37 protein-coding genes are annotated in these 25,378 nt (G+C 40.9%); 4 read left to right on the forward strand and 33 right to left on the reverse strand.

The window, feature by feature from the left end; genetic code table 11:
* From A3G3_RS0107295 to A3G3_RS0107315, 5 genes are all read right to left on the reverse strand, one after another.
* The coding region (locus tag A3G3_RS0107295; RefSeq protein ID WP_019519883.1) for a host specificity protein J at nucleotides 1–2,147 on the reverse strand (2,147 nt) is incomplete at its 3' end.
* A gap of 16 nt (nucleotides 2,148–2,163) precedes the next feature.
* The gene (locus A3G3_RS0107300; protein WP_019519884.1) at nucleotides 2,164–2,757 is read right to left on the reverse strand and encodes a tail assembly protein; all 594 of its coding nucleotides are present in this window, start codon (nucleotides 2,755–2,757) and stop codon (nucleotides 2,164–2,166) included.
* A complete protein-coding gene (locus tag A3G3_RS0107305) occupies nucleotides 2,744–3,520 on the reverse strand; it encodes a C40 family peptidase (RefSeq protein WP_019519885.1) in 777 nt (258 codons plus the stop codon). The genes A3G3_RS0107300 and A3G3_RS0107305 overlap by 14 nt, the downstream gene beginning before the upstream one ends.
* 69 nt (nucleotides 3,521–3,589) lie before the next feature.
* Nucleotides 3,590–3,775: a hypothetical protein gene (locus A3G3_RS0107310; protein WP_019519886.1), complete on the reverse strand. Its 186-nt coding sequence runs from the start codon at nucleotides 3,773–3,775 to the stop codon at nucleotides 3,590–3,592.
* Entirely contained in the window at nucleotides 3,772–4,326 is a 555-nt protein-coding gene (locus tag A3G3_RS0107315) for a phage antirepressor Ant (protein WP_019519887.1), read from the reverse strand. The genes A3G3_RS0107310 and A3G3_RS0107315 overlap by 4 nt, the downstream gene beginning before the upstream one ends.
* A 174-nt stretch (nucleotides 4,327–4,500) precedes the next feature.
* On the opposite strand from A3G3_RS0107315, the gene A3G3_RS0107320 reads away from it, so the two are divergent.
* The gene (locus A3G3_RS0107320; protein ID WP_019519888.1) at nucleotides 4,501–4,743 is read left to right on the forward strand and encodes a hypothetical protein; all 243 of its coding nucleotides are present in this window, start codon (nucleotides 4,501–4,503) and stop codon (nucleotides 4,741–4,743) included.
* A gap of 9 nt (nucleotides 4,744–4,752) precedes the next feature.
* Here A3G3_RS0107320 and A3G3_RS0107325 read toward each other — a convergent pair whose 3' ends face one another.
* The 20 genes from A3G3_RS0107325 to A3G3_RS0107425 all read right to left on the reverse strand — a co-directional run bounded on the left by A3G3_RS0107325 (nucleotide 4,753) and on the right by A3G3_RS0107425 (nucleotide 19,157).
* A complete protein-coding gene (locus A3G3_RS0107325; protein ID WP_019519889.1) occupies nucleotides 4,753–5,418 on the reverse strand; it encodes a phage minor tail protein L in 666 nt (221 codons plus the stop codon).
* Nucleotides 5,415–5,537: a hypothetical protein gene (locus tag A3G3_RS14840; protein ID WP_267283246.1), complete on the reverse strand. Its 123-nt coding sequence runs from the start codon at nucleotides 5,535–5,537 to the stop codon at nucleotides 5,415–5,417. Before A3G3_RS14840 ends, A3G3_RS0107325 begins: the two co-directional genes overlap by 4 nt.
* Before the next feature lie 130 nt (nucleotides 5,538–5,667).
* Nucleotides 5,668–6,012: a hypothetical protein gene (locus A3G3_RS0107335; protein WP_019519891.1), complete on the reverse strand. Its 345-nt coding sequence runs from the start codon at nucleotides 6,010–6,012 to the stop codon at nucleotides 5,668–5,670.
* 71 nt (nucleotides 6,013–6,083) lie between these two features.
* Nucleotides 6,084–6,425: a phage tail protein gene (locus A3G3_RS0107340; protein WP_019519892.1), complete on the reverse strand. Its 342-nt coding sequence runs from the start codon at nucleotides 6,423–6,425 to the stop codon at nucleotides 6,084–6,086.
* A complete protein-coding gene (locus A3G3_RS0107345; protein WP_019519893.1) occupies nucleotides 6,415–9,906 on the reverse strand; it encodes a tape measure protein in 3,492 nt (1,163 codons plus the stop codon). Before A3G3_RS0107345 ends, A3G3_RS0107340 begins: the two co-directional genes overlap by 11 nt.
* A gap of 201 nt (nucleotides 9,907–10,107) precedes the next feature.
* Nucleotides 10,108–10,410: a phage tail assembly protein T gene (locus A3G3_RS0107355; protein ID WP_228702718.1), complete on the reverse strand. Its 303-nt coding sequence runs from the start codon at nucleotides 10,408–10,410 to the stop codon at nucleotides 10,108–10,110.
* 44 nt (nucleotides 10,411–10,454) lie between these two features.
* Nucleotides 10,455–10,811, reverse strand: a complete 357-nt coding sequence (locus A3G3_RS0107360) for a phage tail assembly chaperone family protein, TAC (protein WP_019519896.1) — start codon at nucleotides 10,809–10,811, stop codon at nucleotides 10,455–10,457.
* A gap of 2 nt (nucleotides 10,812–10,813) precedes the next feature.
* Entirely contained in the window at nucleotides 10,814–11,254 is a 441-nt protein-coding gene (locus A3G3_RS0107365) for a hypothetical protein (protein ID WP_019519897.1), read from the reverse strand.
* Between the two features lie 10 nt (nucleotides 11,255–11,264).
* The gene (locus A3G3_RS0107370) at nucleotides 11,265–11,630 is read right to left on the reverse strand and encodes a DUF3168 domain-containing protein (protein ID WP_019519898.1); all 366 of its coding nucleotides are present in this window, start codon (nucleotides 11,628–11,630) and stop codon (nucleotides 11,265–11,267) included.
* A 3-nt stretch (nucleotides 11,631–11,633) separates the two neighbouring features.
* A complete protein-coding gene (locus A3G3_RS0107375) occupies nucleotides 11,634–12,200 on the reverse strand; it encodes an HK97-gp10 family putative phage morphogenesis protein (RefSeq protein ID WP_019519899.1) in 567 nt (188 codons plus the stop codon).
* A 2-nt stretch (nucleotides 12,201–12,202) separates the two neighbouring features.
* On the reverse strand, nucleotides 12,203–12,529 hold the full coding sequence (locus tag A3G3_RS0107380; RefSeq protein ID WP_019519900.1) for a phage head closure protein: 327 nt from the start codon (nucleotides 12,527–12,529) through the stop codon (nucleotides 12,203–12,205).
* 2 nt (nucleotides 12,530–12,531) lie between these two features.
* On the reverse strand, nucleotides 12,532–12,837 hold the full coding sequence (locus A3G3_RS13360; protein WP_019519901.1) for a head-tail connector protein: 306 nt from the start codon (nucleotides 12,835–12,837) through the stop codon (nucleotides 12,532–12,534).
* Nucleotides 12,838–13,107, reverse strand: a complete 270-nt coding sequence (locus tag A3G3_RS13365) for a hypothetical protein (protein WP_019519902.1) — start codon at nucleotides 13,105–13,107, stop codon at nucleotides 12,838–12,840. It abuts the gene before it with no gap.
* 14 nt (nucleotides 13,108–13,121) lie between these two features.
* Nucleotides 13,122–13,250: a hypothetical protein gene (locus tag A3G3_RS14845; RefSeq protein ID WP_267283247.1), complete on the reverse strand. Its 129-nt coding sequence runs from the start codon at nucleotides 13,248–13,250 to the stop codon at nucleotides 13,122–13,124.
* 131 nt (nucleotides 13,251–13,381) lie between these two features.
* Nucleotides 13,382–14,566 carry a phage major capsid protein gene (locus A3G3_RS0107400; RefSeq protein WP_019519904.1) on the reverse strand — a complete coding sequence of 395 codons (1,185 nt, stop codon included), beginning with the start codon at nucleotides 14,564–14,566 and terminating at the stop codon, nucleotides 13,382–13,384.
* Between the two features lie 74 nt (nucleotides 14,567–14,640).
* Entirely contained in the window at nucleotides 14,641–15,195 is a 555-nt protein-coding gene (locus tag A3G3_RS13370; RefSeq protein ID WP_019519905.1) for an HK97 family phage prohead protease, read from the reverse strand.
* Nucleotides 15,192–16,412 carry a phage portal protein gene (locus tag A3G3_RS0107410; protein WP_019519906.1) on the reverse strand — a complete coding sequence of 407 codons (1,221 nt, stop codon included), beginning with the start codon at nucleotides 16,410–16,412 and terminating at the stop codon, nucleotides 15,192–15,194. The genes A3G3_RS13370 and A3G3_RS0107410 overlap by 4 nt, the downstream gene beginning before the upstream one ends.
* Before the next feature lie 34 nt (nucleotides 16,413–16,446).
* Complete coding sequence (locus A3G3_RS0107415) at nucleotides 16,447–18,144, reverse strand: terminase large subunit (RefSeq protein ID WP_019519907.1); 1,698 nt, start codon at nucleotides 18,142–18,144, stop codon at nucleotides 16,447–16,449.
* Between the two features lie 36 nt (nucleotides 18,145–18,180).
* Nucleotides 18,181–18,660, reverse strand: a complete 480-nt coding sequence (locus A3G3_RS0107420) for a phage terminase small subunit P27 family (protein WP_019519908.1) — start codon at nucleotides 18,658–18,660, stop codon at nucleotides 18,181–18,183.
* 143 nt (nucleotides 18,661–18,803) lie between these two features.
* Nucleotides 18,804–19,157, reverse strand: a complete 354-nt coding sequence (locus A3G3_RS0107425; RefSeq protein ID WP_019519909.1) for an HNH endonuclease — start codon at nucleotides 19,155–19,157, stop codon at nucleotides 18,804–18,806.
* Between the two features lie 684 nt (nucleotides 19,158–19,841).
* Between A3G3_RS0107425 and A3G3_RS0107435 the strand changes: the two genes are divergently transcribed.
* Nucleotides 19,842–20,039, forward strand: a complete 198-nt coding sequence (locus tag A3G3_RS0107435) for a hypothetical protein (RefSeq protein WP_019519911.1) — start codon at nucleotides 19,842–19,844, stop codon at nucleotides 20,037–20,039.
* Here the strand turns inward: A3G3_RS0107435 and A3G3_RS0107440 are convergent.
* The 7 genes from A3G3_RS0107440 to A3G3_RS13385 all read right to left on the reverse strand — a co-directional run bounded on the left by A3G3_RS0107440 (nucleotide 20,002) and on the right by A3G3_RS13385 (nucleotide 23,387).
* A complete protein-coding gene (locus tag A3G3_RS0107440; RefSeq protein WP_019519912.1) occupies nucleotides 20,002–20,580 on the reverse strand; it encodes a hypothetical protein in 579 nt (192 codons plus the stop codon). The two genes, A3G3_RS0107435 and A3G3_RS0107440, sit on opposite strands and share 38 nt — an antisense overlap.
* 53 nt (nucleotides 20,581–20,633) lie before the next feature.
* Nucleotides 20,634–20,774, reverse strand: coding sequence for a hypothetical protein (locus A3G3_RS14505; RefSeq protein WP_019519913.1), 141 nt, complete (start codon nucleotides 20,772–20,774; stop codon nucleotides 20,634–20,636).
* A 14-nt stretch (nucleotides 20,775–20,788) separates the two neighbouring features.
* On the reverse strand, nucleotides 20,789–21,172 hold the full coding sequence (locus A3G3_RS13375) for a VRR-NUC domain-containing protein (RefSeq protein ID WP_019519914.1): 384 nt from the start codon (nucleotides 21,170–21,172) through the stop codon (nucleotides 20,789–20,791).
* Nucleotides 21,169–22,407, reverse strand: coding sequence for a DUF1376 domain-containing protein (locus A3G3_RS0107455; RefSeq protein ID WP_019519915.1), 1,239 nt, complete (start codon nucleotides 22,405–22,407; stop codon nucleotides 21,169–21,171). Before A3G3_RS0107455 ends, A3G3_RS13375 begins: the two co-directional genes overlap by 4 nt.
* A complete protein-coding gene (locus A3G3_RS0107460) occupies nucleotides 22,404–22,751 on the reverse strand; it encodes a hypothetical protein (protein WP_019519916.1) in 348 nt (115 codons plus the stop codon). Before A3G3_RS0107460 ends, A3G3_RS0107455 begins: the two co-directional genes overlap by 4 nt.
* A 73-nt stretch (nucleotides 22,752–22,824) precedes the next feature.
* Entirely contained in the window at nucleotides 22,825–23,139 is a 315-nt protein-coding gene (locus A3G3_RS13380) for a hypothetical protein (protein ID WP_019519917.1), read from the reverse strand.
* 14 nt (nucleotides 23,140–23,153) lie between these two features.
* Nucleotides 23,154–23,387, reverse strand: a complete 234-nt coding sequence (locus tag A3G3_RS13385; protein ID WP_019519918.1) for a helix-turn-helix domain-containing protein — start codon at nucleotides 23,385–23,387, stop codon at nucleotides 23,154–23,156.
* Nucleotides 23,388–23,515: 128 nt separating this feature from the next.
* On the opposite strand from A3G3_RS13385, the gene A3G3_RS0107475 reads away from it, so the two are divergent.
* Nucleotides 23,516–24,244, forward strand: coding sequence for a S24 family peptidase (locus A3G3_RS0107475; RefSeq protein ID WP_019519919.1), 729 nt, complete (start codon nucleotides 23,516–23,518; stop codon nucleotides 24,242–24,244).
* Between the two features lie 29 nt (nucleotides 24,245–24,273).
* Complete coding sequence (locus tag A3G3_RS14755; protein WP_019519920.1) at nucleotides 24,274–24,990, forward strand: hypothetical protein; 717 nt, start codon at nucleotides 24,274–24,276, stop codon at nucleotides 24,988–24,990.
* Nucleotides 24,991–25,042: 52 nt separating this feature from the next.
* Here A3G3_RS14755 and A3G3_RS0107485 read toward each other — a convergent pair.
* Nucleotides 25,043–25,378: IS5/IS1182 family transposase (locus A3G3_RS0107485; protein ID WP_019519921.1), on the reverse strand; the 336-nt coding region annotated here is incomplete at its 5' end.

Raw genomic sequence — 25,378 nt, forward strand, 5'->3', positions numbered from 1 at the left:
AATTTAGCAAGGCGTGGCGGTTTGCCAGTTTTGCCGTGAATGGTGGTAAGTTCGCTTGTGGTTGGTAAACTTTCGTTATCAAAACTATCAACGGCTTGTACTTGGGCTAAATATTGCCCTTGATACACGCCGTCAATATCCACCGATTGACCGCTTATTTTTGGCAAGGTTTGCCAGTTGCCGTCATCTTTTCGCCATTTAACGATATAGGCAGTTGCCCCTTGTACTTGCTCCCAGTTAATTGTTAAGGTGGTTACGACTTGCCCTTGTACGGTACGATTGGAGCTTGTCAAAGTTACGCTATTGGGGGCGGTGATTGGCGTGGCTTTTAACACGCTGTAAGGCTGTGGCGTGATGTGTACGCCATTGTCCACCGCATCAAATTTTTGTGGTTCGTACTGCAGGGCGTGAATGCTAAACGTGGCATCATCATGTTGTTCAATGGTTAAAACACGAAATTGCATTAACTTTAAATCGTCCGCCACAATCGCCCAAATACTTTCATTTGCCACGTTTAACGCTTGATTAACGGTTACAATTTTATCATTTATGGCGGTAATTTTTGTCGATAAAACACCGTCTGCCGTGGCGATTGTCAGAATATCGCCCACTTTCCCTGCCACACGGTCAAGGGTGATTTGTTTGCCGTTTACACTGACAATCCGACCGCTGATTGCACGCCCTGCAAACACATTATCGGCAATATTAATGACTTGCCCAACTTGTGGAATAAAGCCTTGAAGCCCTGTTTTAAAGGTGACGGAGCGTGTTTCTAATTGCTCACTTTTTAACGCCCACAATCCTGCACGCATGGCTTGCCCACGACTGGTACAACCAAAGGCATTCATATCAAGCATACGCAAGCCTTGCGTGGCAATGCCTTCTTCATCTTGCACGGCTTCATATTCGGTTTTAAAATCATTGTCTGGGTTATCCCATGCCACTTTAACGGCGGTGTGTCTATCCCTTGCCCGTGTGCCTGTGTAACTAAACTCGCCACCGACCACATTGCCAGGTGAAAAGGTATAAACTGGGTCTTTGCGTGTGTCGCTATCCACCACAATGTTTTGACCGTCCCAAAAGCTCATTCCACGAAACACAGAAGCCAAGTTTTGCAACACTTTGTACGCATCATCGGCTTGTTGGATATACACATTCACGGTAAAACGTGGCTCTTTGCCACCTTTGCCGTCATCTACCAGTTCATCACAATATTGTCCGATTTGGTATAATCGCCATTTGTCCACCATGCCATTTAAGCGTTCGCCCAAACCATAGCGTTTATGGGTACAAAGGTCATAAAACACCCATGCAGGATTATTAGAATACGCCATTTTAAACGTACCGTCCCACAGTCCTGTGTATTGGCGAGTATCAGGGTTGTAATTGGTGGGTACTTGAATGATTTTGCCTTTTAAACGCACCGCCAATTTTGCGATATTGTTAAACGTTTTGGCATCATAAGATAAGCCCAAAAGAGCGGTACAAGGATAGGCTAATTTGGCATCGATGATTTCAGTGAGTGCGTCCACTGTCATGCTATCAGCGACCAAATCGCTATCACGGTTTGGCGTGATACGGCGAATGCGAATTGTCCAACCCTTTTTAGCAGGGGGTAAATCAATGCGATGCGATTTTTTAAAGCCAGAGCTTGCCTTGCCACGAATAGTTTGGCGTAACACTTCCACAAATGCCCCTATGTCGGTTTGCAAATCAATGGCGTATTCAATCGCATAACCCACAATATCGCCGTTGTCTTTTTGTTCTCGCAAGGCGTTAAGATTTAGCCGTACACGCACCGCTGAGAGTTCTTTGTTGTTAATCGCCTTTGTGTATGGGCGGTCGTGGCGAAGTTCTACGCCAATGCTTTGCTCGTTTTCCACCGCAGGGAAGCCTGCAATATGGCTTTGGTCAAGCGTACCACTTCTAAAATCCCAGTTTACGCCCTTAAAATTGGGCTGTCCGTTGGCATTAATTAAAGGTGTGCCGTCAAGTTTGATAGATTTACCACCATCTGAAAGACCGAATATTTCCCCTTCGCAAAGTCCATACAAGCCTTTGTAATAATCGGTTGAGACTAAATCGTCTTTGGCAATATGGGGTTTTTTGGGCTGACTTGCCCCTTTTTTTGAGCCTAGAATTTGCATAATTAACCTTTAAAATTTACGCTTTATCTTCAGTATAAATCCCTGCCGAAGCAACAAAACCGCCAACGTCTCGCTCACCGTACAAAATTGGGACTGGGTTACCTTGGGCAACTGTGGTTACCGCTCCGCCAAAGCCATTGTTGGGTTTATTGCCATCTTCATTCTCGGTGTCAAGTTTGGGTGTTGGCATAAGTAAAGTTGATACACCGCCCAATAATAGCCCTGCCCCTGCTCCGACAAGCGACCAATTTACAAGACCTGCCCCAATTCCTGCTCCAAACCCTGTGGCAACCAATGCCACCCCTGCCACCACTTGTAACCACCCAAAGGCTTTACCGCCTGAGCCGATAATTTTTGGGACAATGTGAATGTGATTTGCCGTGGTAATGTTGTCAAGCTCATTTTCGCCGATGTTGGTTTTTGCATTACGTTTTTTGCCATTAAACACCGCAAAGCGATAGCCCAAGCGTTCGCTATCGTTCATAAATTGGCGAAAGGCAGGGATTTGACAAGCTATCGCATGAACCGCTTCTTTGGCGGAATTGACTTGTAATTTAAAAAATCTGCCGAATTTTTTGGCTAAAATGCCGTGTAGTTCAATGGTTTTCATTTATTAATTCCTTATGCCGTACAATTAACGCCGTACGTTTTTGCCAACTTTCGCCAAAAATTTCACGTCTTGACAACGCCCCATGTGGGTGATGCAATACCAAATTATCACCCACACAATCAGGCGTATTTTCGGATTGCAATTTGCCATTACCAACAAAAATCAAGGCATGATTAACATGGTACGTTCGCCCTACACGACATAAAATGACATCGTGCGGTTGTAAATCATCCACCACTTTAAAACCTGCTTTTGCAAAATTATTTTCATAAAGTGGCTCATGATTTTCATCTTCCCACCAGTCATCAATTCGCTTAAAATTGGGCAAGTCAATATTAAGCTCTCGGCTATAATAATCTTGCACTAATGTATAGCAATCTTGCACGCCATGCACATATTCACGCCCCAAAAGTGGGGCATGGTGGGCTTTTGCTTGATGAATTTGTAAATCAATATAAAAATCATCGGTCAATAAATCTTTGCCAATTCCACAAATTACCCAGTCCACGCCATGCAGTCCCATTTGGGTTTTATCCATTTCGGACATTTCGCCTGTGCCGTCTGGGTGGCTATGCACAATCGCTTCAATCTCGCCAAAATCCAAATATGCAACTGGGTCAATTTCAAAATGATTGAATGGGTCAAAAGCGATATTGTCGCAAGGGTGATAAACGTCATTTACAATCACGCCACAACATTCTTTTGGGTATTCGTTGGTGGCGTGTTGGGAAATTTGTAATGTTAAATTTTTAGTCAATTTCATAAATTTTTTCCAATAAAAAAACCGCCTAAACAAATAGACGGTTTTTGTGAGTTGTTGGGTAAATTGTGTTTATTCAAATCGCTTGGCACTTTCGGCAAATTCTACCGACTGACTGTCTGCCAAATAATAAGCAATATCAAGCAAAGTATCATTACCGCTAGATTTGGCTTGACTAATCAAAGTGGCAATCCAATCCAAGTAGCTAGAAGCTAGCGTGTGGGCATCGTATAAATCCATCTTGTTAACTTGGCTCATTTTGCACCTCCAAACTCAACAAAGGGGAGGTATGGTTGTGCTTTTTGTAGAAGTTCAGACAATCTGCCTTTTAAGGTGGGCTTAGTTTGTTTGCCGTGAATTGCCAAATACCGCCCTGCTTGCGACAAATTACCGTCAATACTTTTAAGCAAAATGGTGGTTTCGGTAATTTGTGCGGTCAATGAATTGGCTTTTTTCTCGCAGTCAATAAAATAACGGCGAACGGCACGACCTTTGGCGTTTTTCTCCACCATTGACAGCTCTTTTGCCATATCAAGGGTGATGTGGTAGTCAATCATCATTTGTTTGCGAGCTTTTGAGTTCGCCAGTTTTGGCGAGCTCAAATTTTGTACAATGATAAAATCCTGATTTTTAACAAAACCATACTCTTTGATACGATTTTTAATCCAGTTAGAAAAATCACGACCCACACCCAAAAATTTGTGTAACTGCCGAGCATCACACAGCATTTCAGCGTTTTGGTTGATTTGCCCACTAAAAACAGGCACTAATCCTTGATTTTCAAGGGGCTTTTGTGTTACATTACTCATAGGATATTTTCCTTACTTGGTTGATGTTCTAGCCCTGCGGTTCTTGGTCGGATAGCAGGGCTTATTTATGGGCATTTGCCCAATCTGACATAATTTTTTATGTCATTGACAAATATAATATATGACATTATAATTTATGTCAAGAATTTTTTTTGAAAAAAGGCACAAATTTTTATGTCATATCTTAACCAACACGAATTATTACAAACGCAAGACACTTGGAAACGCTCACAAATCCGTTTACCGCCTAGCTTACACCAAGCGGTTGTAGATTATGCCAATGTTCATAATATGTCATTAAATACAGCTGTTGTTGAATTATTGGATAATGGATTGCTTGCCAGCCCAACCGACCAATCAGACCTACTCAAACAAATCCTAACCGAAATCCAATCATTAAAAAAACCGCCCTATTAAGCGGTTTTTTTATCCTATCAAATTACTGGCAGGAAATCCGCCAAATCGTTGTTCATTGTTCCGTAACTTACAATCCGACAGCCTACCACCGCATTTGTCCAGTTCTGGATTATCGGTGGGTTTGCCGTCTTTGGTAAAACGAGCTGTGCCTGTATAACCACATTCTTCCATGCGATACCGCCCACACACCGCCCAATGACAAAAACTGGTAATCTGACGCACAGGGATTTTTAAACCGTCAAAATCTACAGGATTTGACAATTCAAACGTGGTGGTGGCGTTGGTCTCGCTTGTTTTTTGTTCAATGTACCAGTTTTGGATTTTAAAATTTTGTTCGTCATCGCTAGCCAAATACTCTGCCAAGGTATGAATGACTTTTAATTTCGCCCCTGCAAAATCTTTAAACCGCATACACAAAAAGCGTAAGGCCTGCGGTACACCGCTAATATCGTTATGAATGGTTAAAGTAGGGGCAGAGGCACGACCGTCTGATCGTACTTCTAAGCCGTCAGCTTTTATGGCGATTGGCGTAAAATTTTGCCCTTGCCATGTAATTACGCCGTCATTATGCCCGTGAAAGCGGTAAACTTCACCGCCTAATTTTCGTGCATCTAATTCATACAAGGTGATTAAACCTTGTACGACTGGTTGTTCTACTTTTTGGGTGAAGATCATTTTAACCCCCCAATTAAAGATATGCCAAAACATACGAGCAAAGAACTTAGCCCACACGCCAAAATAATCAATGCCACTGCTTGCATTTTGCCTACTTTTCCTGCATCTTGTGCGTTCATTTTTCCACCTACATTTAATTGGCTGTTTGACTTATGATTGTTTAGCATTTATAATATCTCTTGTCCTAATAAGTATTGTTTCATCGGATAATAAAAATCCCAAAGATTGCCGTCTTTGGGATTTTGCTTTTTAAAGCTCGCTTTCTTTTGGGGCAGTCTGTACCGATACGCCGTATTGATTGTCTTTATACGACAGGGCGAATTTTTGCACGCTATTTTCTTGGTTATAGCCTTGTAGCTGTTTTAATTGACCGTTCGCCCAAGTCAAGATATCGGCAAAAAATGCGGTAATGCGTTTGCCTTTTTTGGGTTCATTGTTTGACACATCAAAGCCGTCATCTTCGGGGTAGTAGATGATTTCAATATTGTCGGCTTTTTCGCCATATTGATTTTTCCAGTTATCCACTTGGTAAATAAATGCTGATAAAATCACCGCTTCGGTGCGTGAAAGCGTGGTTAAAGTTTTTTCGCTCATGGTTTTTCCTTGTCAATAAAAAAGCCTTTGATAAACAAAGGCTTGGGTTATGCAAATTGTATCATTTGCGGTTAAAAATATTCTTCAAATTCTAAAGTAATTTGCCACATATTGCCTTTACGTTGAGATACGTTGTAATTTTGGCAGGTGTATTTTTTGGTTTGTCCGTGTGGATTTGTCCACCAAAAGGGGATAATGCCTTTGTGTTCGTCCAAAAAATCCATAATCGGCTTGATCACTGTTTGCAAATCGCCTGTCTTATTACCATTCCAATCGGTTACTTTGTTGTTGATGCCATGACTAACCAGTTGGGCGTAGCCATCTCCAAATTGGGTTTTGGTACGGTTATGTTGGACCTTGGCAGAAGCTCCCATGTTCATTTGCCAGTTAAAAGTTTTCAGATTATCTGCCATAGTTTATCCCCCCTTGTCTTAATTGGTCTCGGTTGTTTTTGGCGATTTTGGCATCTACCACTTGACCGATAATGACAAGCAAATCACCGTTCGGCTGTTGGCTAACTTCGGCTTTTTCGCCTGAATAATTGTTGATAATGATGTTTGGCGTATTGCCTTTTTTGTCAAAGTTATCAAGCCTATCATCAAGGGCTTTTGCAGTATGTTTTGGTAACACTCGTTCGCCTTTTTCTAAGTTCCAAGTACCTGACTTTGGCACAGACATAATGCCGTCATGGGCTTGTCCGATTGGCATACGCACGGCTTGAATATTTGCCACAATACTACCCATTTGCGTGGCAATCGTTGCCATGGCCCCAAGATTGGCAGGAAATGGCAAAGACATACCGCTACTAGCAATAGTGGCTTGAATTGCCATGATAGATTTGGCAATCGCAAAGCCCTTTTCAACGGCAAACATGGCTCGGTAGGCTCGGCTGTTTTCACCTGCGATATTTTTTAGCACGCCAGCCATGTTGCCTGCCATTTGTTCGCCATAGCTTAGGGTTAAGGCATTTTTGGCTTGTAGGTAGTTTTTTTCGGCTTGTAACCTACCTGCTTTCCATTCATCATCGCTGATTGCTTCGTTGTCTCGCCATTTGTCTAGGTTTTCTTTTTGGGTGGCAAGGCTGTTTTCTAGTTCAAGATATTCATTTGCCCCCATAAAGCCTGCTTGTTGGGTTAAAAATTCGTCTCGTTGCGTTTTTTGTAACTTTTGGATGTCAAAGACTTGTTGCTGATTGATGATATCCAGTCGTTTTAACCGCTCGTCTTCGGTTAATTTAAGATTACGTTCAATTTCTTGACGCTCAAAGGCATATTTATCCGCAATTCTTTGTAAGTCGGTTTTTTGAAAATCTAACATATCGCTGATTTGTTTTTCTTTGACAAGTCGGTGTTGTTCTAGTTCGTAATCTCTGCGTTCTTCTATTGCCTTCATAAATGATTGATGACGAGCAGGGTCGCTAGTCTTAAACTCCATATCAATACGGCTTGCCATTAATGCATATTTATTGCCAATTAAATCTTCTTCAGACATTTTATAGTCGTCAATGTCTTGCAGTCGCTCCAAAATAGATAGCTGATATTCTAGTTGTTCATTGTGCAACTGAACAGCTAATGCTTGATGAATATTATTTTTTTCTTCGGTGCTATATTTGGTTGATACGCCAATATTTTCAGCCAGTCTAGTATAATGTTCATCCAATAAAGTTTCTTTTGTTGTAAAAAATTTTGTATATTCTGCTAACTCTTCTTGATGTTGATTTTTTAACAATGCTAAACTTTCAGTTTCTTTACCAAGAATATTGTTTTTAAGTCTTTCTCCTTCGGTTTTACCCAATCCATTTTTTATCGCTTTTTCTACCAAAGCAAGGTTTTTACTTGTTTGAGCTTTGATTTTTTCTCCATCTGTCCAAAACGATTGACGTAATTGTTCATACTCATCTTTTAACTTTTCCAATGCTTTTTTGGCTTCATCAGCCCCTTTTTTGATTTTATTGGTTGCTGATTTGCCTTTGCCACCTGCTTTATCCGCCGAACCACCAACTTTGTCAAATGCCGTTCTCATACCACCCAATGCAAGCGTTGCCTTATCAGTCGCTTTTTTGGTATTGACCATTTGATTATGGGTATTAACAAGATTTTCAAGTCCGCTACTTGAGACAACAGCTACGCTTTTTGCAATATTACCTGTTAAACTTAAACTTTCATAGGATTGTTGCGAACCATCACCAAATCCAAATTGAGATTTTAACCAACTTAAGGCATTTGAAGCCCCAATCACCAAATTTTTAATCGCATTAATGCCAGTTACAACAAAACCACGAATAGTTGCTCCTGCCAAATCAAACACACGAGCAGAAACCTGCAACACACCAACAAAACCTTTTTCAGTATTGCTAAACAATGCCCCAAAATAGCCTTGTGATATTTGCGTACTTTGTTTTGAACCTGAAATAAAATTGCCAAAAAAATCTACCGCACTGCCGAGTAGCGAGCCAATACCTTTTACCGACATCACCACAAATTCGCTAAAAATACTACCCACCACATTGACCGCATCGCCAAAACTCTCAAACGCCCCTTGCAAGCCTTCGGTATGAGCAATCACGGTTAAAAGTACACCGCCAATAATCATGAGTGGGTGGGCGTTAATCATCGCCCCAACACGCCCCAAAGCTGTACCAACGCCCAAAATCCCACGTCCTGCCAAAATAGTAGTGCTGATAATGGCTTTTTGGGCGTTTGCCAATGATAAGGTTGCTCTAATATTGGCAATAATAGATGTGGTGCTTCGGTTAATATTGGCAATTTTGGCAGGCAATGCACGAGCATAGGCAAGCGTTGCAGTAACGGTTTCTATGAGAGCTATTTTGTAATTGCGTAATGCTAAAGTAGCAATTACTCGGTTACGTTGAGCGACAAAAATAGCCCTATCTAGGGCTTGTTGGCTACTGGCATTAGCAAGGACTGCAGTAGTATTTGCCACAATCGGTGCAATAGCAGACATGGCGGACGTTGCCAAACTTTTAAATGCCAATACACCCACCACACCAATGCCGACTTTTGCCACATTGACAAGATTGTCAAAATTACTCGCTAGCCAACTTAAAGTACTCGCAATATGGCTTGCCATGCCGTCTGTGCCATTCATCACTTCATGGGTGAACTGTTTATATTCATTTTTGACTTGGGTTAAACCTTGGCTCATGGTTACAGGCATACTGTCAAACATGGCTTGTAGTTTTTCAGTTGAGCCTGCCATTGCATCATAGACCACTTCTGCGGTGATTTTACCTTCTTTGGATAAATCTCGTAAAGCACCACGAGTTACCCCCAATTTTTGTGCAATCAAATCAAGCATAATAGGGGCATTTTCGCCCAGTGAACGAAATTCATCGCCTTTTAACACGCCTGATTGCATGGCTTGCCCTAACTGCAGTAGGGCAGATGCTTGCTCGGTGGCGGACTTACCGCCCACGCCCATAGCAAGGCTGACCGCATCGGTGAATTTTAATACTTCTTGTTGGGTTTTGCCAAGACTTGCCAACGCACGAGCCGAATTGGTATATAATCCAGTTGTTGCTTCTATGTCCGCATAATTTTTTTGTGATAAAGCGTGTAGGCTTTCTTGTACTGCTTGGTATTGTTCAGTTGAAGCGGTTACCAGTTTAATTTGGGCGTGCATATCCTGCATACTATCCGCCGTGCGTGCAAAAGACAATGCCCCTGCGATACTGGCAAATGCCCCAAGCCCTGCAACCGCTTCACGCCCAATATTAACAAAACTTTGGGTAACTTTGCGTTGCATTTTGGCAACATTTTCTTGAATATTGGTAAAATCTCGTGATGATTGACTTCTGGCGTTGCGAATTTGACTGACATAGTTTGCCGTGTTCGCTTCCATAATCAGTTGTAAGCGTTCTAATACTTGAGCCATTTTACCACCACTTCACCGCATTAATAAAACTTGCCAAAGCAAATAATGTTAAACAGACAACAAGCCAGTTTACCAAAAATCTAACTTTTGTTGAATTTTCGTATTTTTCTAACATTTTGACTACCCATTGTCCCAAATCTATGTTAAAATTCATCTTGTCAATAACCTTAAATATTGAAATTAAAAACCCAGTAACGCCAATTACTGGGTTTTTTGTTGTAATCTTGCAAATTTTGCCATTAATCGCTTGGCTCGTGCATGATGTTCTGCTTTTTCACGTTCAATTCTCAACTTTCTACGTTGTTTTTTTGTCATTGGATTAGGGTCAATTAATACAAAATCAGTTAATTGACTATCTTTATCGCCACTTTGCAACATCGCAAGCAGAGCTGTTTGTAAATCTTGCCGATATGCTCCGATTGGGTCTAATCGGTCATAAGCAATCCAATCAATCAATTCATCATAACTTAAAGATTGTTTGAGTTCGCCTACCGTCTTTCCCAAATGCCCTGCCAGTTTATGCAAAAACCTTAGTTCAAAGTGGCGTTTTAGTTTTTTTCCGCAGTATCAACCGCTTTTTGCGATTTTTGGCTAAAACCATTGATTTGATTAAAGGTATCAAGCACATCAAGCACCAAATCAGACGGCAATTTATTGACATCATCAATATCATCTTCGCTAAAAATCGGCTCACCCTGTTCATCACACGCCACCAAACAAAACGCCAACGCATTCATTGCATTGTCTTTGCTTTTTTTCATGGCTTTATCAATTTTTTTGGCATAAATTTCACGTTCGCCAATGCTTAGTTTTTTGACAAAAATGCCTTCAGGGACATTGTCAGAAGTTACTGCCACTATGGTATTGGCAACTGCTAAAGCTAAAATTTTGTCTTTTAAATTCATTTTTAACCACCTGTTAAACTATTAGAAATGTTAGATGTAATGCTTACCTTTGCTTCACGGCGGATTTTCTTTTTGGTTTCCGCCTTGATATTTAACGCTGAAATAATTCCCTTAAACTCACAATTTAGCGTTGGAGCGGTGGGAAATTTGATTTGAAAGGTCAGCTCGCTTTTATCTTTGTAGGCTTTTTGCAATGCCTTGTGGTCGGCATTGCTTTCATCATGGGCGTAGGTAAACGACCACTCACCATCTTCAACAAAATCAACGGGTACTTCAATTTTGCGTTTGCTATCGGTTGTTGTTACTTCATCTAATACCGCTTCTTCACTCGGTACGTCCGCTTCTTGTAAGGCAGGAATTTTTTTAAATGTTTGTCCGTCCGTTGAATAATGAACGGTATAAAAACTGTCCGCAAGATTGGCGGTTTCGCTATTTTCAGCCATATTTTACTCCTTAGGCTTGGTTAAAAATTGATGTCCAAAACTGATAATCTAGGCTTTGGCGAAATAGTTCGCTGTCATCATCATATAAATGCTGTCTGCCTAAAAATTCGGACGGTGTGATATTGTCATTAATCGCTTTAATGACTTGATTGGTTAATCTGTCTAATTCGTCATAATCGCTATGATAAATATCTATTTGAATTTGGGCGTATTCATGCCCTAAAAATCCATCAAGGCTATTTTCCGACTGAGAACTAATCGGCGTATAGATAATATAAGGCGGTTGCCCTTTGGCGGTTTCTGGGCGGATTAGTGGATAAATTTCATCATTTACCAAAAACCCAATAATCGGAAAAAGTCGCTCACCAACGTTCATTGCTTAACTCCTAACGGCTTTATCAATGGCTTGTTTTAACTTATCGCCAAAGCGATTAACCGCTATGTCTTTGTTGTTGTGAAAAGCAGGGCGTAAAAATGGTTGTGCCGTCATTTTGCTTGTGCCATATTCCACCATGTGCCAATAAAACGGTGAATTGCCTGTTTTTTTGCCTTTTTGATGAATATAAATCCCCACGCCAGCACCGTTTTTAATGCTTTTTGCTCGCATTCGGCGTATGCTTTTTTTGAGAATACCTGCTTGCTGAATGACGTATTTGCCCTGTCCACGTTTGGCTCGTTTACGTTTGCCACGTCTAACTTTGTTTTTGGCGCGTTTAAAGGTCGCTTGACCCTGACCGCTTGACATATAGCGTTTATAGGCAGTGGGGCTATTGGGAGCTTTTGCTTTGGCATCTTTTAACATGGGATTGGTGGCAAAATTTAGGGCTTGATATAATACCTTGCCTGCCATTTGGTTTTCTAGCTCTGCCAATTTACGGTCTAAACTATCAAGCCCTTGTATATTGCCACCCAAACGCTCATTGATTAACGTTGTATATCTTGCCATTTTTAAATACTCTTTAACATCAAAGTTAAATAAACCTTGCCAGTTGCATTGTCAGGTAACGGTTCTCCATGTATTTGATAAATTTCGCCCTGATATTCCACACGCATACTACTATTAATATCATTACGATAACGAATAACGCAACGAGCCGTTAGCTGTGAACCTGCCATTTGGCTATTGACAACATCTTTCACCGACAACGGCTGAAAATTCGCCCAAAGTGTCAAGATATGTTCCCAACTTTCAGCCTTGACCGCACCAGTTGGCGAGCGTTTGGTAACTGGCTTAAAAATCTTGATACGATTTCTTAATTTACCTGCCTGTAACATTGTTACACTCCCATTTTGCGGTACGGTTGCAGATGAAATCTTGCCCCCATCGGCAATTCTGCCACTGTGCCAACCGCTGTATTTTCACGGTTAGCGTACAAATCCCCAAGGATTAGCAAAATACCGATTTCTATCGCAGGGCTAAACACCACATCGTCATCGCTTGGATTGTCTAACACGATTTTTCGCCCCATAAAGTTTTCGGCACTGCTGATTGCCCCTTTTAGGTAGCGTGCCACCATGATTTTATCATCGTCTTCGGCTCGCAAATGGTGTATGGCTATGTCAATGGGGATAATGTCGCTCATTTATTCCGCCTTGTTGTCAATTTCGGCTTCTTCTGCTGTTTCAATGTCTTCTGCTACTTCTTCGGCAGTTTCAATATTTTCAGGTTCAGCCTTGTTTTTCGGTTGTTTGCCGTTTTTATTTTTTGGTGTTTTTTCCGCCTTTTCGTCAAGCGGTGCGATTAAACCCATATTAATCAGCGTTTCGGCATCGTGTTTATTTTCAACCGTGCGTGTCTCGCCTGCCCAATATTGTTTATCGCCAAAATGTTGTTGAATAACTTGGTATTGCATAAATTTTTTCCTTATTACCACCATTTAATTGCTGTAATATAATCAGGTAATTTAATCAAAATTATTACCAAAAATACGATTTTTGACACCATCCAAAGCAGTTTTTCAATCTTTTCAGGCGTTACATTGTTAATTTCAATCATAAAAACACCTAGCAATTTTATAAAAAATCGTTTATCATTGTTCATAAGTTATCCGTTTAAGTCATCGTTAAATGGGTAATAAAAAACCCAACTACTGCAAATAGTTGGGTTTTTGTTTTGTCTGATAAAAACTACACTTTATCCGCCAAAGTACCAGTAATAAAGGCTTCAGGTCTATAAACCGCTAAGGCAATGCGTTCTTCAGCGAGAATAGTAATCAAGTTACGAGTAAGGTCGTCATTTTCAAAACCTAACACCACAGCCGACTGCTGACGGTCAAAGATTTGAGCACCCAGTTTAAACGCACCCGTCAAAAACTTACCTGCTTGCATGGCTTGAGTTGCGACAACAGGCAAGCCCCAAAGGGTCGGTGTGATTGTGCCTTGCGGATTGCCAATGATGTAGCGACCGTTGTCATCTTTGGCAAGTTCAATTTTTGCCCAATCAATATGATGAAGTACGATACCGTCACTTGGATATTCTGCCAACGCCCCTTGCAACATGGCAAGGCGTAACTGGTCAAGCATGGTGTATTTTGCCAACGTTGCTTTATCTTCAAATGCAGTGGCTTGTGGGATAATGCCTTTTAGATTGCCATTTAAGCCATCGCCATTTAGGATTTGTTGTTCTTCCACCATTTTTAAGCCATAAATCAAGCGACCGTTGATATGGCTTGCTAGTTGCGGTGCATCGTCAAGGATTTGGCGAGAGGCTTTAAAGTAGTGGGCAAGGGTTGCCGTGTTTACCGTTTGCTCGTCAAATTTGATGTCAGATTGAGCCTTTTTATCGCCTTCGTTGGCTTGCACGCCTGCACGGTTGGTAAAGCCAGTTTCACGCATATAGGTAATGGTGTTTGAATTGGTATTACCTGCCATGATAAGGTCACGGATAGTCGCACGGCGTTCAGGCGGTGCGATTAAGCCATTGACGATTAACGGTGTCACCAACGCCCCTGCCGAGCCGTCAGCGTTGGCGGTAGCTGATGTGATGTTGGCTTTGATTTCCATTTTGGCACTCTTTACGCCACGTGGGTCGGCTTGCAAGGCTTTTAACACATCGCTATCGGCGAATTTTTCGCCCAAGGTCGTGCGTTCAGTCGTGCCAGTCCCATGACGGCTTGCTTGTTTTTGTTCCACGTCATCAACACGAGCTTTTAGCTCATTCATGATAACTAAGGCTTCATCCGCCTTATCAATGGCGGTTTGGCTCAATTTTTCACCGTTTGCCATTTTGCCTTTTAGGTCTTCGGCAATCGCTTTGACCTTGTCGGTCGCTTCGCTAAACTTGGTTGCCATTTCGGTGTTGGTATCACTCATCGGATTTTCTCCATAAAAAAAGCCCACTTTTGACAATGGGCGGTTAAAAAGATTAGGTTAATTTTTGGTTAAAGTTAAAATTCAATGGCATTTAAAATCGCCAACGCTTGTTTGACATCGTCATCACTGACTTGACTTTGTTTAATCGCTTGCAGTCGTTCAGCTTTCACACTGTCCACCGTGCTATCAGCATTGGCAGGAAAAGTTACGATTGATACTTCCTTTAAATCCAACTCAAGCAGTTCAAGCACATCGTCATCTTCATTAAACGCCCATTTATTGGTGTAATAGCCAATAGATAAGCCGTCAATCGCCCCATTTTTAATTAAGGCGTAGGCTTCACGAGCTTTGGCAACATCATTGATTAACAATTTGCCTTCACCGTACAAGCCTTTTTCGTCTTCATATAGCTTTGTCCATACACCAATCACGTCTGAACGGCTATGTTGCCATAAAATCGGTGGCATTTTATTTTTGCTTTGCCAAACATTAAGGGACGTTAAAAACGCCCCTTTTTTGACCACTTCGCCGTAACTGTCGGTGTTGTCAAACACGCTACAATAACCGCTGAATGTGCCGTCATCGTTGAGCGTGGCTTTAAATTCTAAAGATTTGGTTTCTAAATTCATATGTCGCCCCCTGTGTTGTTTTTGCCCAAAAATTGTAAGGGCGTTAAATTAAGCTGTACCGTCAAATCATTGCCACCGTCAATCGGCGGTAAATCTTCCAATTCTCGTACTTCGTTGCGTGTCAGCCACCCATTTTGCAAAGCGGACGTATAAAAGTTCGTTCGCCCCTGCGTGTCCGCTCGTAGCAAGCCTTCCACGCTAAACCGTGGTTTATACTTGCCACGTTCGCTAGAACTTAGCAATTTTTTAACAATGGCTTGTTCAATACGCACCAAAATCGGACGCAGTGAATACATCAAAAAACCCAAATTCATGTTTTCAAGGCTACTTGCCCAACTGCTTGCCTTGTCGGTATGATAAATTAGCTGTGGTGGCACGCCAAAGGTTCGGCAAATCTCTTCAATGCCGAAATATCGGCTTTCTAAAAGTTGTGCATCTTGTGGGTTCATTCTGATACCGCCACCCCCTGCCAGGTCCATGCCAGCTTCTAATATCATAAACTTGCCAGAGTTTTCAGGCTTGCCAAATTCGGTCAAGCTACCACGCAACATTTCACGTTGTTGGTCAGTGAGTGTTTTTTCGCCTGTCTTTAAAAAACCGCCCACTTTTAAGCTGTTTTTAAATTCATGATTGGCAGCATTGTTGGCATCGATCTGATAGCCCATGACTTGGGCTTGATACTGAATAGGGGATAAGCCGACCCGACCGTCCAACGTAAAGCCTTTGATATGCAAAATCTCGTTGTCGGTATAATAAAAAATTTGGTTGTTTTCGGTGTAGCGGTAAGTGATTACCCCATTTTTATTACGGATAATTTGCATATTGTCAGGCATTAACGGCTCAAGTGATTTAATCACGCCATTATGCCGTCCGATAAAAACAAACGCATTACCCCACAAATCAAGGCTTGCCACCACACTTTCCCAAAACTCGCTTGCCGTCATATCGGCATTTGGGCTATCGTGCAAAATCCGATATAAAGGGTGGTCGTTGGCGGTTTTTTTATCTTGTCCGTATAGGTGCAAGGGTAGGCTAGATATGGTCTGACTACGCAGTCGTACGCACGCCCACACCGCTGACAGCTTTAGGGCGGTATCGGCGTTGATAGTGCCACCTGATGCCGTGGTACTTCCCAAAAATGGCTCAGCTGTGCTGTTTTTGGCAAGGCGGTTATTGTTAAACAGTCCGCCCCACCAGTTTTTTAAGGTTGTAAACATAACTTTTGCCCATTAAAAAACCGCCAAAAGGCGGTTAAGCTATTACCATATTACTCAAATAATCATCAAGACTGCCATTATTGCCGTCATGCACCAAGGCACGATTTAACGCAAACAAACACGCCACAATACCGTCAATCTTATTTTCATTCCGCTCTTTTCGTGGGAAAATATTATCTTTAGCGTCCATTTGTGCCACCACATTGCTTGCGTGCCACGTCAAAACAGGACAATCCCCATGAGCGATTTTACCTTGCAACACCAAGGCTTCAAACTCTTTCATCGGCTCGGACAAATTCGCCACCGTGTTTCTAAGTTCCACCATGGTCATGCCTTCACGCTCCATTTCTTGCATCAGTTGGGTTGCTTGAAATGGGTCATACACGATTTCTTGCACATCAAAATTGGCGGTAAAATACCGCAAATCATCTTTGATAACGTCAAAATCCACCACTTCGCCCATCGTCAAAGTCAAAAACCCTGCATTGTCAAACCCACGATAACGCTCGCTGTTGCTGTCTATCTCTTCAAGCACACGCACGTCAGGCAAATAATAACGCCCATACACATGATAATAAGGGTCATCGGCAGACGGTGGAAACAACAAAATCAACGCTGACATATCAATTTTTGTTGCCAAATCAAGCCCGATATAACAAGGACGGTTTTTTAACTCATCAAGCGGTTTACGTTTTGGGGCGGTTAGCCATTTACCCATGTTCAGCCACGCATTTTTTGCTCCCACCCATTCATTTAAATGCTTGGTGCGAAATACCGCTTGTTTTGTCGCAGACATTTTGGCATCTCTTAGCCGAGCTTGCAAAAACTCACCGCTAATAGACACGTCCATATTTGGATTGGCTTTTTGCAAGGCAATATCGCTTGTCCAATCATCTTCCACATCTTTGCCGTACAAAATCGCCCACAAATCAGGAATATCCGCCACACCGTCCAACATTTTTTCAGCATCACGCACCATTAGATGACATGGGCCGCCGATATTTGACCCTGCTGTGGTAATCACAAGCATTAAGGGTTGCTCTCTTGCCCCCATACCTGTTTCCATGGTGTCGTACAAATCGTTGGTTTTGTGTTCGTGGTATTCATCAACGATTGCACAACTGGGGCTTGAGCCGTCCCCTGGTTTACCAATCACAGGTTCAAACCGTGAGCCGTCCGCAGGGCGGTTCATATTACTGGCGTTTACTTGCACCCCAAAAAAATCTTTTAATTCAGGCGTTCGCTCTACCATTTGCTTAGCAGGGCGAAATACTTCTAAAGCTTGATTTTCGGTGGTTGCACCGCTATAAATTTCCGCCCCAAATTCACCGTCCGCACAAAACATATAATTGGCAATCCCTGCACCAATCGCAGACTTACCATTTTTTCGGCAAACAAACACCAAAATTTTACGGTAACGGCGAAAACCGTCCGACTTTTTCACCCAACCAAACGGAATGCAACAAGCGAAAATTTGCCACGGCTCAAGTGTAATTTTTTCAGATTTTGAACCCCATTTGCCCTTTGTGTGGGGCAATAACTGGATAAATTTTGCTACTTTTTCGGCTTTGGCAGGTTCAAATTTATAGGGAAACTCTTTATTTTTGCTAAGTTTTTTATCATCAAAATGCTTTTGGCATGCCAATTTTATCCACTTATTAGCGACAATCTTGCCTGCCAAGACGTCTTTAGCGTACTTTTCGCCACGCTCCACATTCTGATAAACGCCCATACCAAACCATGATAAAATCCGTAAAAAAGTTAAAAGTCACAAATCCGCAAACGGATTAGCCACCGTTTCTTTGCCCACCGACCCTGTCAAACGGCTACGACTACTAGGGTCAAGCCCTAATAACGAGCCAAACTGTATCATCTGTTTTTTAGCTTCATTCACCACCGTTAAAGCAGGGTTTTTTACCATACCACCCATGGGTGTATTCATCACCACACCATTATCATTAACGTGGCTTTCAGCTTCACGCCACCGAGCATACGCCAAACAAAACGCTTCCACATTATGCACATCAACCAACGTTAAAATTTTATTCGCCAACAACTCAGGAACAACCCTATGCCACATTTCAACCGCCAAATCAGGCAACCATTCAGGCGGTTCAATATTCACAATCTCGCTAAACTTCGGCTCATTAGTATTCAATGGGCGTTTACCAGCGTTACCATTTAATTCACGCAATTTAGTCGGCTTTGGCTTACGTCCACGCCCACCAACAGTTGCAATTCCGCCCATAATTAACTATTCCTAAACATATATTTCAAACAAAACCTTAAACTTTTAATTTTGCGGTCGTAAAAATTTACTTTGGGGGGCGGTCATAGGGCAAAAGGCTCTGAACTTTTTACCCACCCCCACCATAAAAATAAAAAAGCCGATTATTTTCGACTTTCGGATTGGGTTTTTGCTTTGTGGCAGGGGTGGCAAATGGCTTGTAGGTTGTTTGGGTCGTCTGTGCCACCGCTTGCTTTGTTGATGATGTGATCAACCGCTTGGGCTTGGGTGATTTTGCCGTTGGCTTTGCAGATTTGGCAAAGGTAGGCATCTCGTTCCATGATTTGGTTTCTGAGTTTTCGCCATGCGTTGCCATAACCACGTTTGGTTGTGTTGCCTTTTTGCCGTTGGGTTTTTAGCCAACCGTTGCGATGTTCAGCGTGTTCGTCACAAAACCCTTTCATCATGCGACTGGTTACTAGGTTTGGACAGCCACGATATCGGCATGGGGTTGTCATAAACTTTCCTTTTGACAATAAAAAACCCACGCATAGGGGCGTGGGCTTGTGTGTTTGGGTAGGCTCTGTAAGCCTATTATAATAATTCTTGTTTGCAAAAGTAAGGCACAAAAAAAAGACAAATGATTGTTTCATTCGTCTTTAGCTATAACTTTGTGCAGTATAGCAAAATGATACCCTATTTTACATCATGATGTCAAGTAAGATATTACAAGAAAAAATTGCAATGATTACACCGCCTAATATTCCTAATAGGATGGGTATTAGCGGATTTGTTTTCTGATTAAGTATATCTGTGTTTAGTTTGGCTGACGTTGCCATTGATAAGGTGATGTAACTTTCTATTTGTTTGATTTTCATATATTTTTACTTAAATTTATATACCATTTAGTATATACTAGCACCTATCAAAACAAGGTAGGCAAGCATACCATAATGTTTTGGTGACGGTTAAGGTTGAACTTAGCAGAGAAGCTAGGCTGAAACCTAGCCAAAGAAAGGAGTAGAACGATGACCCGAGCTTTACAAATCATCGTCCTTATTGTCTTACTACTTATAAGCTCTAATGCTTGGTAAGCAATAAGCCAGTTAGCTAACAGCCATTAGCAAACTGGGGGTTAGGCAAGATTAGCGGTTTTGCCTGACCTGCTCCACCATATTAATACAAAATAGGAGTGATGTCAAATGTCAAATTATTCAAATACTGAATACGCCAAACGAGCCAAAGCCAATTATAATGCCAAAGCCTTACGCTCTACAACGGTACAGTTTATGCCAAAAGATAAAGAAGCCTTAGAAGCATTGGATAAACTGGTTGAACATTACGGTTCGGTGGCTCAAGCGATTAAGGCGAGTTTGTTGGCTCACGCTCAAACAAAATAAGATTTTTGCGATATTGTTTAATATTATCTTCAATCTCACATAGTAATTCCTGTAATTTTTGGATAGCAAGTTTTTGGTAAGGGTAATATTGTTTGCTATAGGTTCTTTCGTGAATTTGGATTGCACCCCAACCAAACATTTCACCGCATTGTAATTTTCCCTTGACGGTGAAACACTCCCACAAATCCCAAAAATGTAAATACAATACCATGTTGGCGATTTTATCGCATAGTTCGGCTGGCGAGTGGGGGCAATTATTGGGTAGTTTTATCTTTTGCCGTTGTAATATTTTGGATAAATAGTGTACAACTTTTTCACATTGTTGGCTGTCATATCCCCATACTAACATGGAACACAAGGCATTGGCAGGTTCGTTCATCATGCCAATACACGCACAACGGTCTTCCCATGTTTCGTTATCTTTTGGGGTAGTGGCTGGCGTGTCGGTGGCGGTAAGTTTGGTGGTTTTGGCGGTTAAGGTGGCAGTTAGCCAATCTAAGCCGTCAATGTCAAACATAGGGCGGGTGGCAAATCGGTTCATCATCTTCCTTTGGCTAACTAACTTTTGTTATAGATTTTGTTGTAGGTAACGCTCTAAGTCATCAATGGCGTTACGCAGGTTGTTAAAATTTTGATGTCGGTTTTTTGGGCGGTGGTTTGTTTTAGACAGTTGTCGCATTTACCTTTGATATCAAATGGGGTTAGCTCTTCGCCACAATTGCAATGTTCGTTCATATTTTTGCCTTTTGTTAAATTTCTAAATATTGCTTAATCACATCAATCGCTTCATTCGCCCCAAAACACACTTTGCACAAATAGCCTTGTTCGCTTAATCGATCTAATACTTCGGTTTGTTCAGGGTCTATTTTTGCTAAATGTTTTTCTTTGCGTTTTAGTTCAATGAATAAGCCGTGGTAGCCGTGTTTTGCGATAAATAAAAATAGGTCGGGAAAACCTTTCATTACGCCCATAATTTTTAGGTTGTTGGCTTCTATGGCATTTCTGCTACCACCGTTTGGGCTGTGGTGTAGGTAATGACTGACTTTGCCGTTGTGCCATTTTTGCCACCTTGCCCATGCCATGACCGCCATTTGTTCATAACGTTCATATTGGATTGGTTTTTTGCGTGTCATGCTACCACCTTTTGAAATCTTTCATTAAACGCTTGATAATCAAAATTTTGCCAATCAATGTCGCCCATCAAACGGTCATAGGTTTCATCAAGTCCTTCGTATGGTTCACGATTAGAATTTAGAAAATTCAATGACTGTTGTTGGTTCATGTTGGGGAATAATGGCTTTAGTAGCCCATTACAAAGAATTGCTTGGCTAGGGTCTAGCGGTTTGGATGGTGTGGTGGTTGTGTCTGTGGAAGTTGGCTGTTGGGTAATTTTTTCACGTTTTATCCAAGCGACTAGACGGTCAATGCGACTTTGTTCGGTTGCCAAGCGTTTGTTTTCGGTGATTTCTAAGTTTTCAAAGTGGTTTTTAAACTTTGGTAAAATTTGGTCGTAAATCTCTTGAGTAAACACGCCTGCAAAGTCATTGGCTAACAAAATACGGCGTATTTCATCAAGCGTTGGGGCTTGCCAATGTGTGATTGAGTTTAAATTTCTTTGTGTGTGTGCGGTGAGATTTTGCGGTTTTTCGCTTTTTTGCTCTCTCTCTTGGTTTTGGGTTTGGTTAATGGTTATTATATTCGCTTGATTTTGTGTTACGCTTTTTGTTACGTTTTCGTCCGCCGTGTGTCTGCCGTCCGTTACGCCTTTTTGATTTTGCGTTACGCTGTCTGTTACGCTATTTAAGTTGTTTTGTTCAATCAGCGTTTGCAGTTGTGCGATTGACATTTTGCTGTTGGCTGTTATGCCGTTGTTTTTTAATAGATTAACCATGCTTTTGATTTTTTCACGGTGTTGTTTTTGGCGGTCGCTGTCGCTTAATGTTGTTACGTTTTGTGTTACGCTATTTGGATTTTGCGTTACGCTGTCTGTTACGCTTTGTGTTATGCTGTCATAATTTGCTGTTACGCTTTTTGTTACGCTATCCGTTATGCTATATTTGCCGTTTTTCATTGCCCAGATAATATTTTTGATTTGGTTGTCCCAGTCGCTGTTACGGTAGGTTTTGCCGATTTTTTTGAATTGGTCTTTGAGTAGACGTGCAAGGGCTTGTTGTTCTTGTTCGGTGTGGCAGGCAAGGCGGTAGTGCAAAAGCTCTATGTCGGTTGCATCAATTTTGCCGTTATTGGCGGTGGCATTGCTAAAGTATAGGGTGCGTAAGTCCATAAAAATGGATTTTTCCAGACGGTTCATGTGTTTGGTTTGGCTGTCCCATTCGCTAAAGTGGTGGCTGATAAAGTGGATTTTCATACGTTTGCCCCTTGTTTCTTGTCAATCTGTTGTATCTCGCCTGCCGAACGTAGGGCAATGTCCAAGCCGTCATTGGCAACGCTGGTTAAAAACCATTTTGGCAAATAAAAGTTGGTGTAGTGCGTGCCGTCATCAAGATAGATGTTTTCATCTTTAATCGGATAGCCGTATTTTCTTAAATCGTACACACGAGCGGACACGGATGCAAAGGGGTTTTGAGTTAATGCGATAAAGTCTTTTTTGTTAATTTGTTTGCCCTGCAGTAGGTGATTGATTAGCAGTTGATTTTGGCTTGGTTTCATACCGCTTTTAAATTTCACTTGCTTTTTGTTGGTGTTTTTCATATAATTTGCCTTATCTTGATGTTGATATTTATCCTGATACCTAAACCCTTGTAATGTCCGTTACAAGGGTTTTTTATTTGAATAAAATTCTCATGTAGTCGGGTGAGTTAAAGCAGTTTTTGAGTAGTTCTCGTGTGGCTTCGGCGGTTTCTTTGCTACAGTAAACGTGGTCTTCAGGGACGACTTTTAAGCCAACGACTGCTAACACGCCTGCAATCAAATCTAAATCGTTCGCTACTAGGCGGTTGATTTTGTCTTTATTTGCCCCTGTTTCTCGGCAGACTTCGGCTTGGGTAGTTTTTGCGATGTGTTGAGAAAGTAGGGTTTCTATTTCTCTGGCTTTCTCACGGTGTTCTGGTGATAATTGGGTTATGGATTTGTGGTGCATGGGGTTTCCTTTTGTTAAGTAAGTTCAGGGATTAATTGTTCAAATGTTACATTGCAATCACAATTTTTTACGATTGATTTTGCTAACTTGGGCGATACACCACCAAAACCGTAAGCGATTTGGCGTAAGTTGCCAATAGAAGTTCCGCATTTTTCGGCATAGTTTTGGCGGTCGCTGTCGCTCATGTCGTTAATTTTTAAAATTAATGACTGAATTGCAGGGCGTTTTCTTTCCGTTTGTTTTTGCATAAATTTAGTACCAGACTAATATTTTATATAGTTTATAACTAAATAAAAAGAATTGCAAATTTAGTTTTGCATTTATTTACTTTAGTTAATATTTTTAGTTAAATACTAAATTATTTAATAGGTGATTTATGGATATTTCAGAAATTCGCAAACAAAATATGTTGGCTTTGATGTCAAATTTTAGAACACAGTCTGAATTTGCTGATGCAATCAATAAGCCTGCATCTTACATTAGCCAATTAAAAAAGGGTTTTAAACCAAATGGCGAAAAGGTTGGTATGGGGAATGATTTTGCCCGTGATATTGAAACGTCTTTAAACTTAGATTTTGGGTGGATGGATGTAAGTCATAATCAACCTGTTGTTCATGCCAATCAATTTAATAGTGGTGTTTTTAATAATACAACTGTTAATCAAAATGTTTTTAGCAGCCAAAAAAATAATGATTATGGAAGATATGATATTTTTGAAATTAGCTATTTTAATCAAGCAACAACAAAAGATATTTTGTCATATACGATATCGCAAGACACATTAAGCGGTATGGACGTGCCTGACCATAATTCAGTTTTTGCTGTTAGCATTATCGGTCAAGAAATGAAACCTGTTTTAATGGATAAAACAATCGCTTTTATTGATAAAAACAAGGCGGATTTAACAATTTATGATGGGAAAATTTACGCTTTGGATTTTGGTGGCTTTATTCGTTGTCGCTATCTTGAACAAATGTCTAATAATAGAATTAGGGTTTACACCGAGCAAAATAAAGAAGGTGAAATTTTAAGTAAAGAAGATTTTGATAAACAGTATCAAATTTTAGGGGGCTTAACTGGTTGGATGGGCTTTTTAAATTGGTAATTTAAATAAGGGTGAATAAGGATAAACACATGAAAAGATATCTAATTTTACTATTGGCTGGCGTGGTTGGCGTAGCAAATTCGGCAAATCCGTATGTTTTTAAAGAAAGCAACGGGCAAGTGTTATTAACCAATGTTGTTAATAATGAACAACTAACAGATGATGATTATTATGTTGGGGATATTCGTGATGATATTGAAAAACTAAGCAACCAAGCACAAGAAAAAGAAGACCATTTAGCAAATAGTAGGTATGTATTTAAAGACAGCAAAGGACAGGTATTATTAACCAATGTTGTTAATAATGGCAAACCTGCAGGCGAGAATTTCACCAGATTTACCCAAAAGGTCAAAGTAACTTATTACCCAGATACAAATGTTCATGCTTATAGTTCTTGGTATGACATTACAAAACAATGGGAAAATATGACAGATAAGCAAATATTACAATCTGTTGAAAATCCTACTGATAAAAACGGCAACGTCCTTGAACTATCTAGCGATGAAAAACAAAAAAATTTGCAATATGCAAAAGAATATATCTATGAGCGTAACCTTGCCAAAAAACCTGCTGCCAAAATCGGCATGACAAAAAACCAAGTCCGCAATCAAACCAACTGGGGCGAGCCAAACAGTATTAACAAAACTGTAACCGCTCACGGTACGATAGAACAATGGGTATATGACGATTACCAATATCTATACTTTAAAAATGGCAAATTAACTACAATCCAAACCCACGAATAAAGGAAGTGAGTAGTGCAAAATTTTTGGCAAAAAACTAGGGTCAGTTGAACATTCACAGCTGCAACCATAGATAGGCAAAGGCTAAAGCGACATTATTTTCAAAGTTTCTTTTTAACTTATCAAAGCGTGTAGCAATAGCCCGATAATTTTTTATCTTACAAAAAGTATTTTCAACCAAATGCCNAAACTTATATAAATACCAATCCATATGCTCATTGGTCTGTTTGCTATTTGACTTGCGTGGAATATTAGCATGAATGGCTTTATCTGTCACATAATCACGAAAATCTTGTGCATCATAACCTTTATCAGCACTTAGCATGACAACGTTGGTTAAATCTACTTTATCCACTAAATCTTTTGCCACTTTAATATCATGGGTTGTACC

Source organism: Moraxella boevrei DSM 14165, from assembly GCF_000379845.1.
GTDB classification, from domain to species: Bacteria; Pseudomonadota; Gammaproteobacteria; order Pseudomonadales; family Moraxellaceae; genus Faucicola; species Faucicola boevrei.

Coding starts and splice junctions, on each gene's coding strand:
- A3G3_RS0107300 (WP_019519884.1), bottom strand. CDS start 2,757: ATGAAAACCATTGAACTACACGGCATTTTAGCCAAAAAATTCGGCAGA.
- A3G3_RS0107305 (WP_019519885.1), bottom strand. CDS start 3,520: ATGAAATTGACTAAAAATTTAACATTACAAATTTCCCAACACGCCACC.
- A3G3_RS0107310 (WP_019519886.1), bottom strand. CDS start 3,775: ATGAGCCAAGTTAACAAGATGGATTTATACGATGCCCACACGCTAGCT.
- A3G3_RS0107315 (WP_019519887.1), bottom strand. CDS start 4,326: ATGAGTAATGTAACACAAAAGCCCCTTGAAAATCAAGGATTAGTGCCT.
- A3G3_RS0107320 (WP_019519888.1), top strand. CDS start 4,501: ATGTCATATCTTAACCAACACGAATTATTACAAACGCAAGACACTTGG.
- A3G3_RS0107325 (WP_019519889.1), bottom strand. CDS start 5,418: ATGATCTTCACCCAAAAAGTAGAACAACCAGTCGTACAAGGTTTAATC.
- A3G3_RS14840 (WP_267283246.1), bottom strand. CDS start 5,537: ATGAACGCACAAGATGCAGGAAAAGTAGGCAAAATGCAAGCAGTGGCA.
- A3G3_RS0107335 (WP_019519891.1), bottom strand. CDS start 6,012: ATGAGCGAAAAAACTTTAACCACGCTTTCACGCACCGAAGCGGTGATT.
- A3G3_RS0107340 (WP_019519892.1), bottom strand. CDS start 6,425: ATGGCAGATAATCTGAAAACTTTTAACTGGCAAATGAACATGGGAGCT.
- A3G3_RS0107345 (WP_019519893.1), bottom strand. CDS start 9,906: ATGGCTCAAGTATTAGAACGCTTACAACTGATTATGGAAGCGAACACG.
- A3G3_RS0107360 (WP_019519896.1), bottom strand. CDS start 10,811: ATGAATTTAAAAGACAAAATTTTAGCTTTAGCAGTTGCCAATACCATA.
- A3G3_RS0107365 (WP_019519897.1), bottom strand. CDS start 11,254: ATGGCTGAAAATAGCGAAACCGCCAATCTTGCGGACAGTTTTTATACC.
- A3G3_RS0107370 (WP_019519898.1), bottom strand. CDS start 11,630: ATGAACGTTGGTGAGCGACTTTTTCCGATTATTGGGTTTTTGGTAAAT.
- A3G3_RS0107375 (WP_019519899.1), bottom strand. CDS start 12,200: ATGGCAAGATATACAACGTTAATCAATGAGCGTTTGGGTGGCAATATA.
- A3G3_RS0107380 (WP_019519900.1), bottom strand. CDS start 12,529: ATGTTACAGGCAGGTAAATTAAGAAATCGTATCAAGATTTTTAAGCCA.
- A3G3_RS13360 (WP_019519901.1), bottom strand. CDS start 12,837: ATGAGCGACATTATCCCCATTGACATAGCCATACACCATTTGCGAGCC.
- A3G3_RS13365 (WP_019519902.1), bottom strand. CDS start 13,107: ATGCAATACCAAGTTATTCAACAACATTTTGGCGATAAACAATATTGG.
- A3G3_RS14845 (WP_267283247.1), bottom strand. CDS start 13,250: ATGATTGAAATTAACAATGTAACGCCTGAAAAGATTGAAAAACTGCTT.
- A3G3_RS0107400 (WP_019519904.1), bottom strand. CDS start 14,566: ATGAGTGATACCAACACCGAAATGGCAACCAAGTTTAGCGAAGCGACC.
- A3G3_RS13370 (WP_019519905.1), bottom strand. CDS start 15,195: ATGAATTTAGAAACCAAATCTTTAGAATTTAAAGCCACGCTCAACGAT.
- A3G3_RS0107410 (WP_019519906.1), bottom strand. CDS start 16,412: ATGTTTACAACCTTAAAAAACTGGTGGGGCGGACTGTTTAACAATAAC.
- A3G3_RS0107415 (WP_019519907.1), bottom strand. CDS start 18,144: ATGGGCGTTTATCAGAATGTGGAGCGTGGCGAAAAGTACGCTAAAGAC.
- A3G3_RS0107420 (WP_019519908.1), bottom strand. CDS start 18,660: ATGGGCGGAATTGCAACTGTTGGTGGGCGTGGACGTAAGCCAAAGCCG.
- A3G3_RS0107425 (WP_019519909.1), bottom strand. CDS start 19,157: ATGACAACCCCATGCCGATATCGTGGCTGTCCAAACCTAGTAACCAGT.
- A3G3_RS0107435 (WP_019519911.1), top strand. CDS start 19,842: ATGTCAAATTATTCAAATACTGAATACGCCAAACGAGCCAAAGCCAAT.
- A3G3_RS0107440 (WP_019519912.1), bottom strand. CDS start 20,580: ATGAACCGATTTGCCACCCGCCCTATGTTTGACATTGACGGCTTAGAT.
- A3G3_RS14505 (WP_019519913.1), bottom strand. CDS start 20,774: ATGAACGAACATTGCAATTGTGGCGAAGAGCTAACCCCATTTGATATC.
- A3G3_RS13375 (WP_019519914.1), bottom strand. CDS start 21,172: ATGACACGCAAAAAACCAATCCAATATGAACGTTATGAACAAATGGCG.
- A3G3_RS0107455 (WP_019519915.1), bottom strand. CDS start 22,407: ATGAAAATCCACTTTATCAGCCACCACTTTAGCGAATGGGACAGCCAA.
- A3G3_RS0107460 (WP_019519916.1), bottom strand. CDS start 22,751: ATGAAAAACACCAACAAAAAGCAAGTGAAATTTAAAAGCGGTATGAAA.
- A3G3_RS13380 (WP_019519917.1), bottom strand. CDS start 23,139: ATGCACCACAAATCCATAACCCAATTATCACCAGAACACCGTGAGAAA.
- A3G3_RS13385 (WP_019519918.1), bottom strand. CDS start 23,387: ATGCAAAAACAAACGGAAAGAAAACGCCCTGCAATTCAGTCATTAATT.
- A3G3_RS0107475 (WP_019519919.1), top strand. CDS start 23,516: ATGGATATTTCAGAAATTCGCAAACAAAATATGTTGGCTTTGATGTCA.
- A3G3_RS14755 (WP_019519920.1), top strand. CDS start 24,274: ATGAAAAGATATCTAATTTTACTATTGGCTGGCGTGGTTGGCGTAGCA.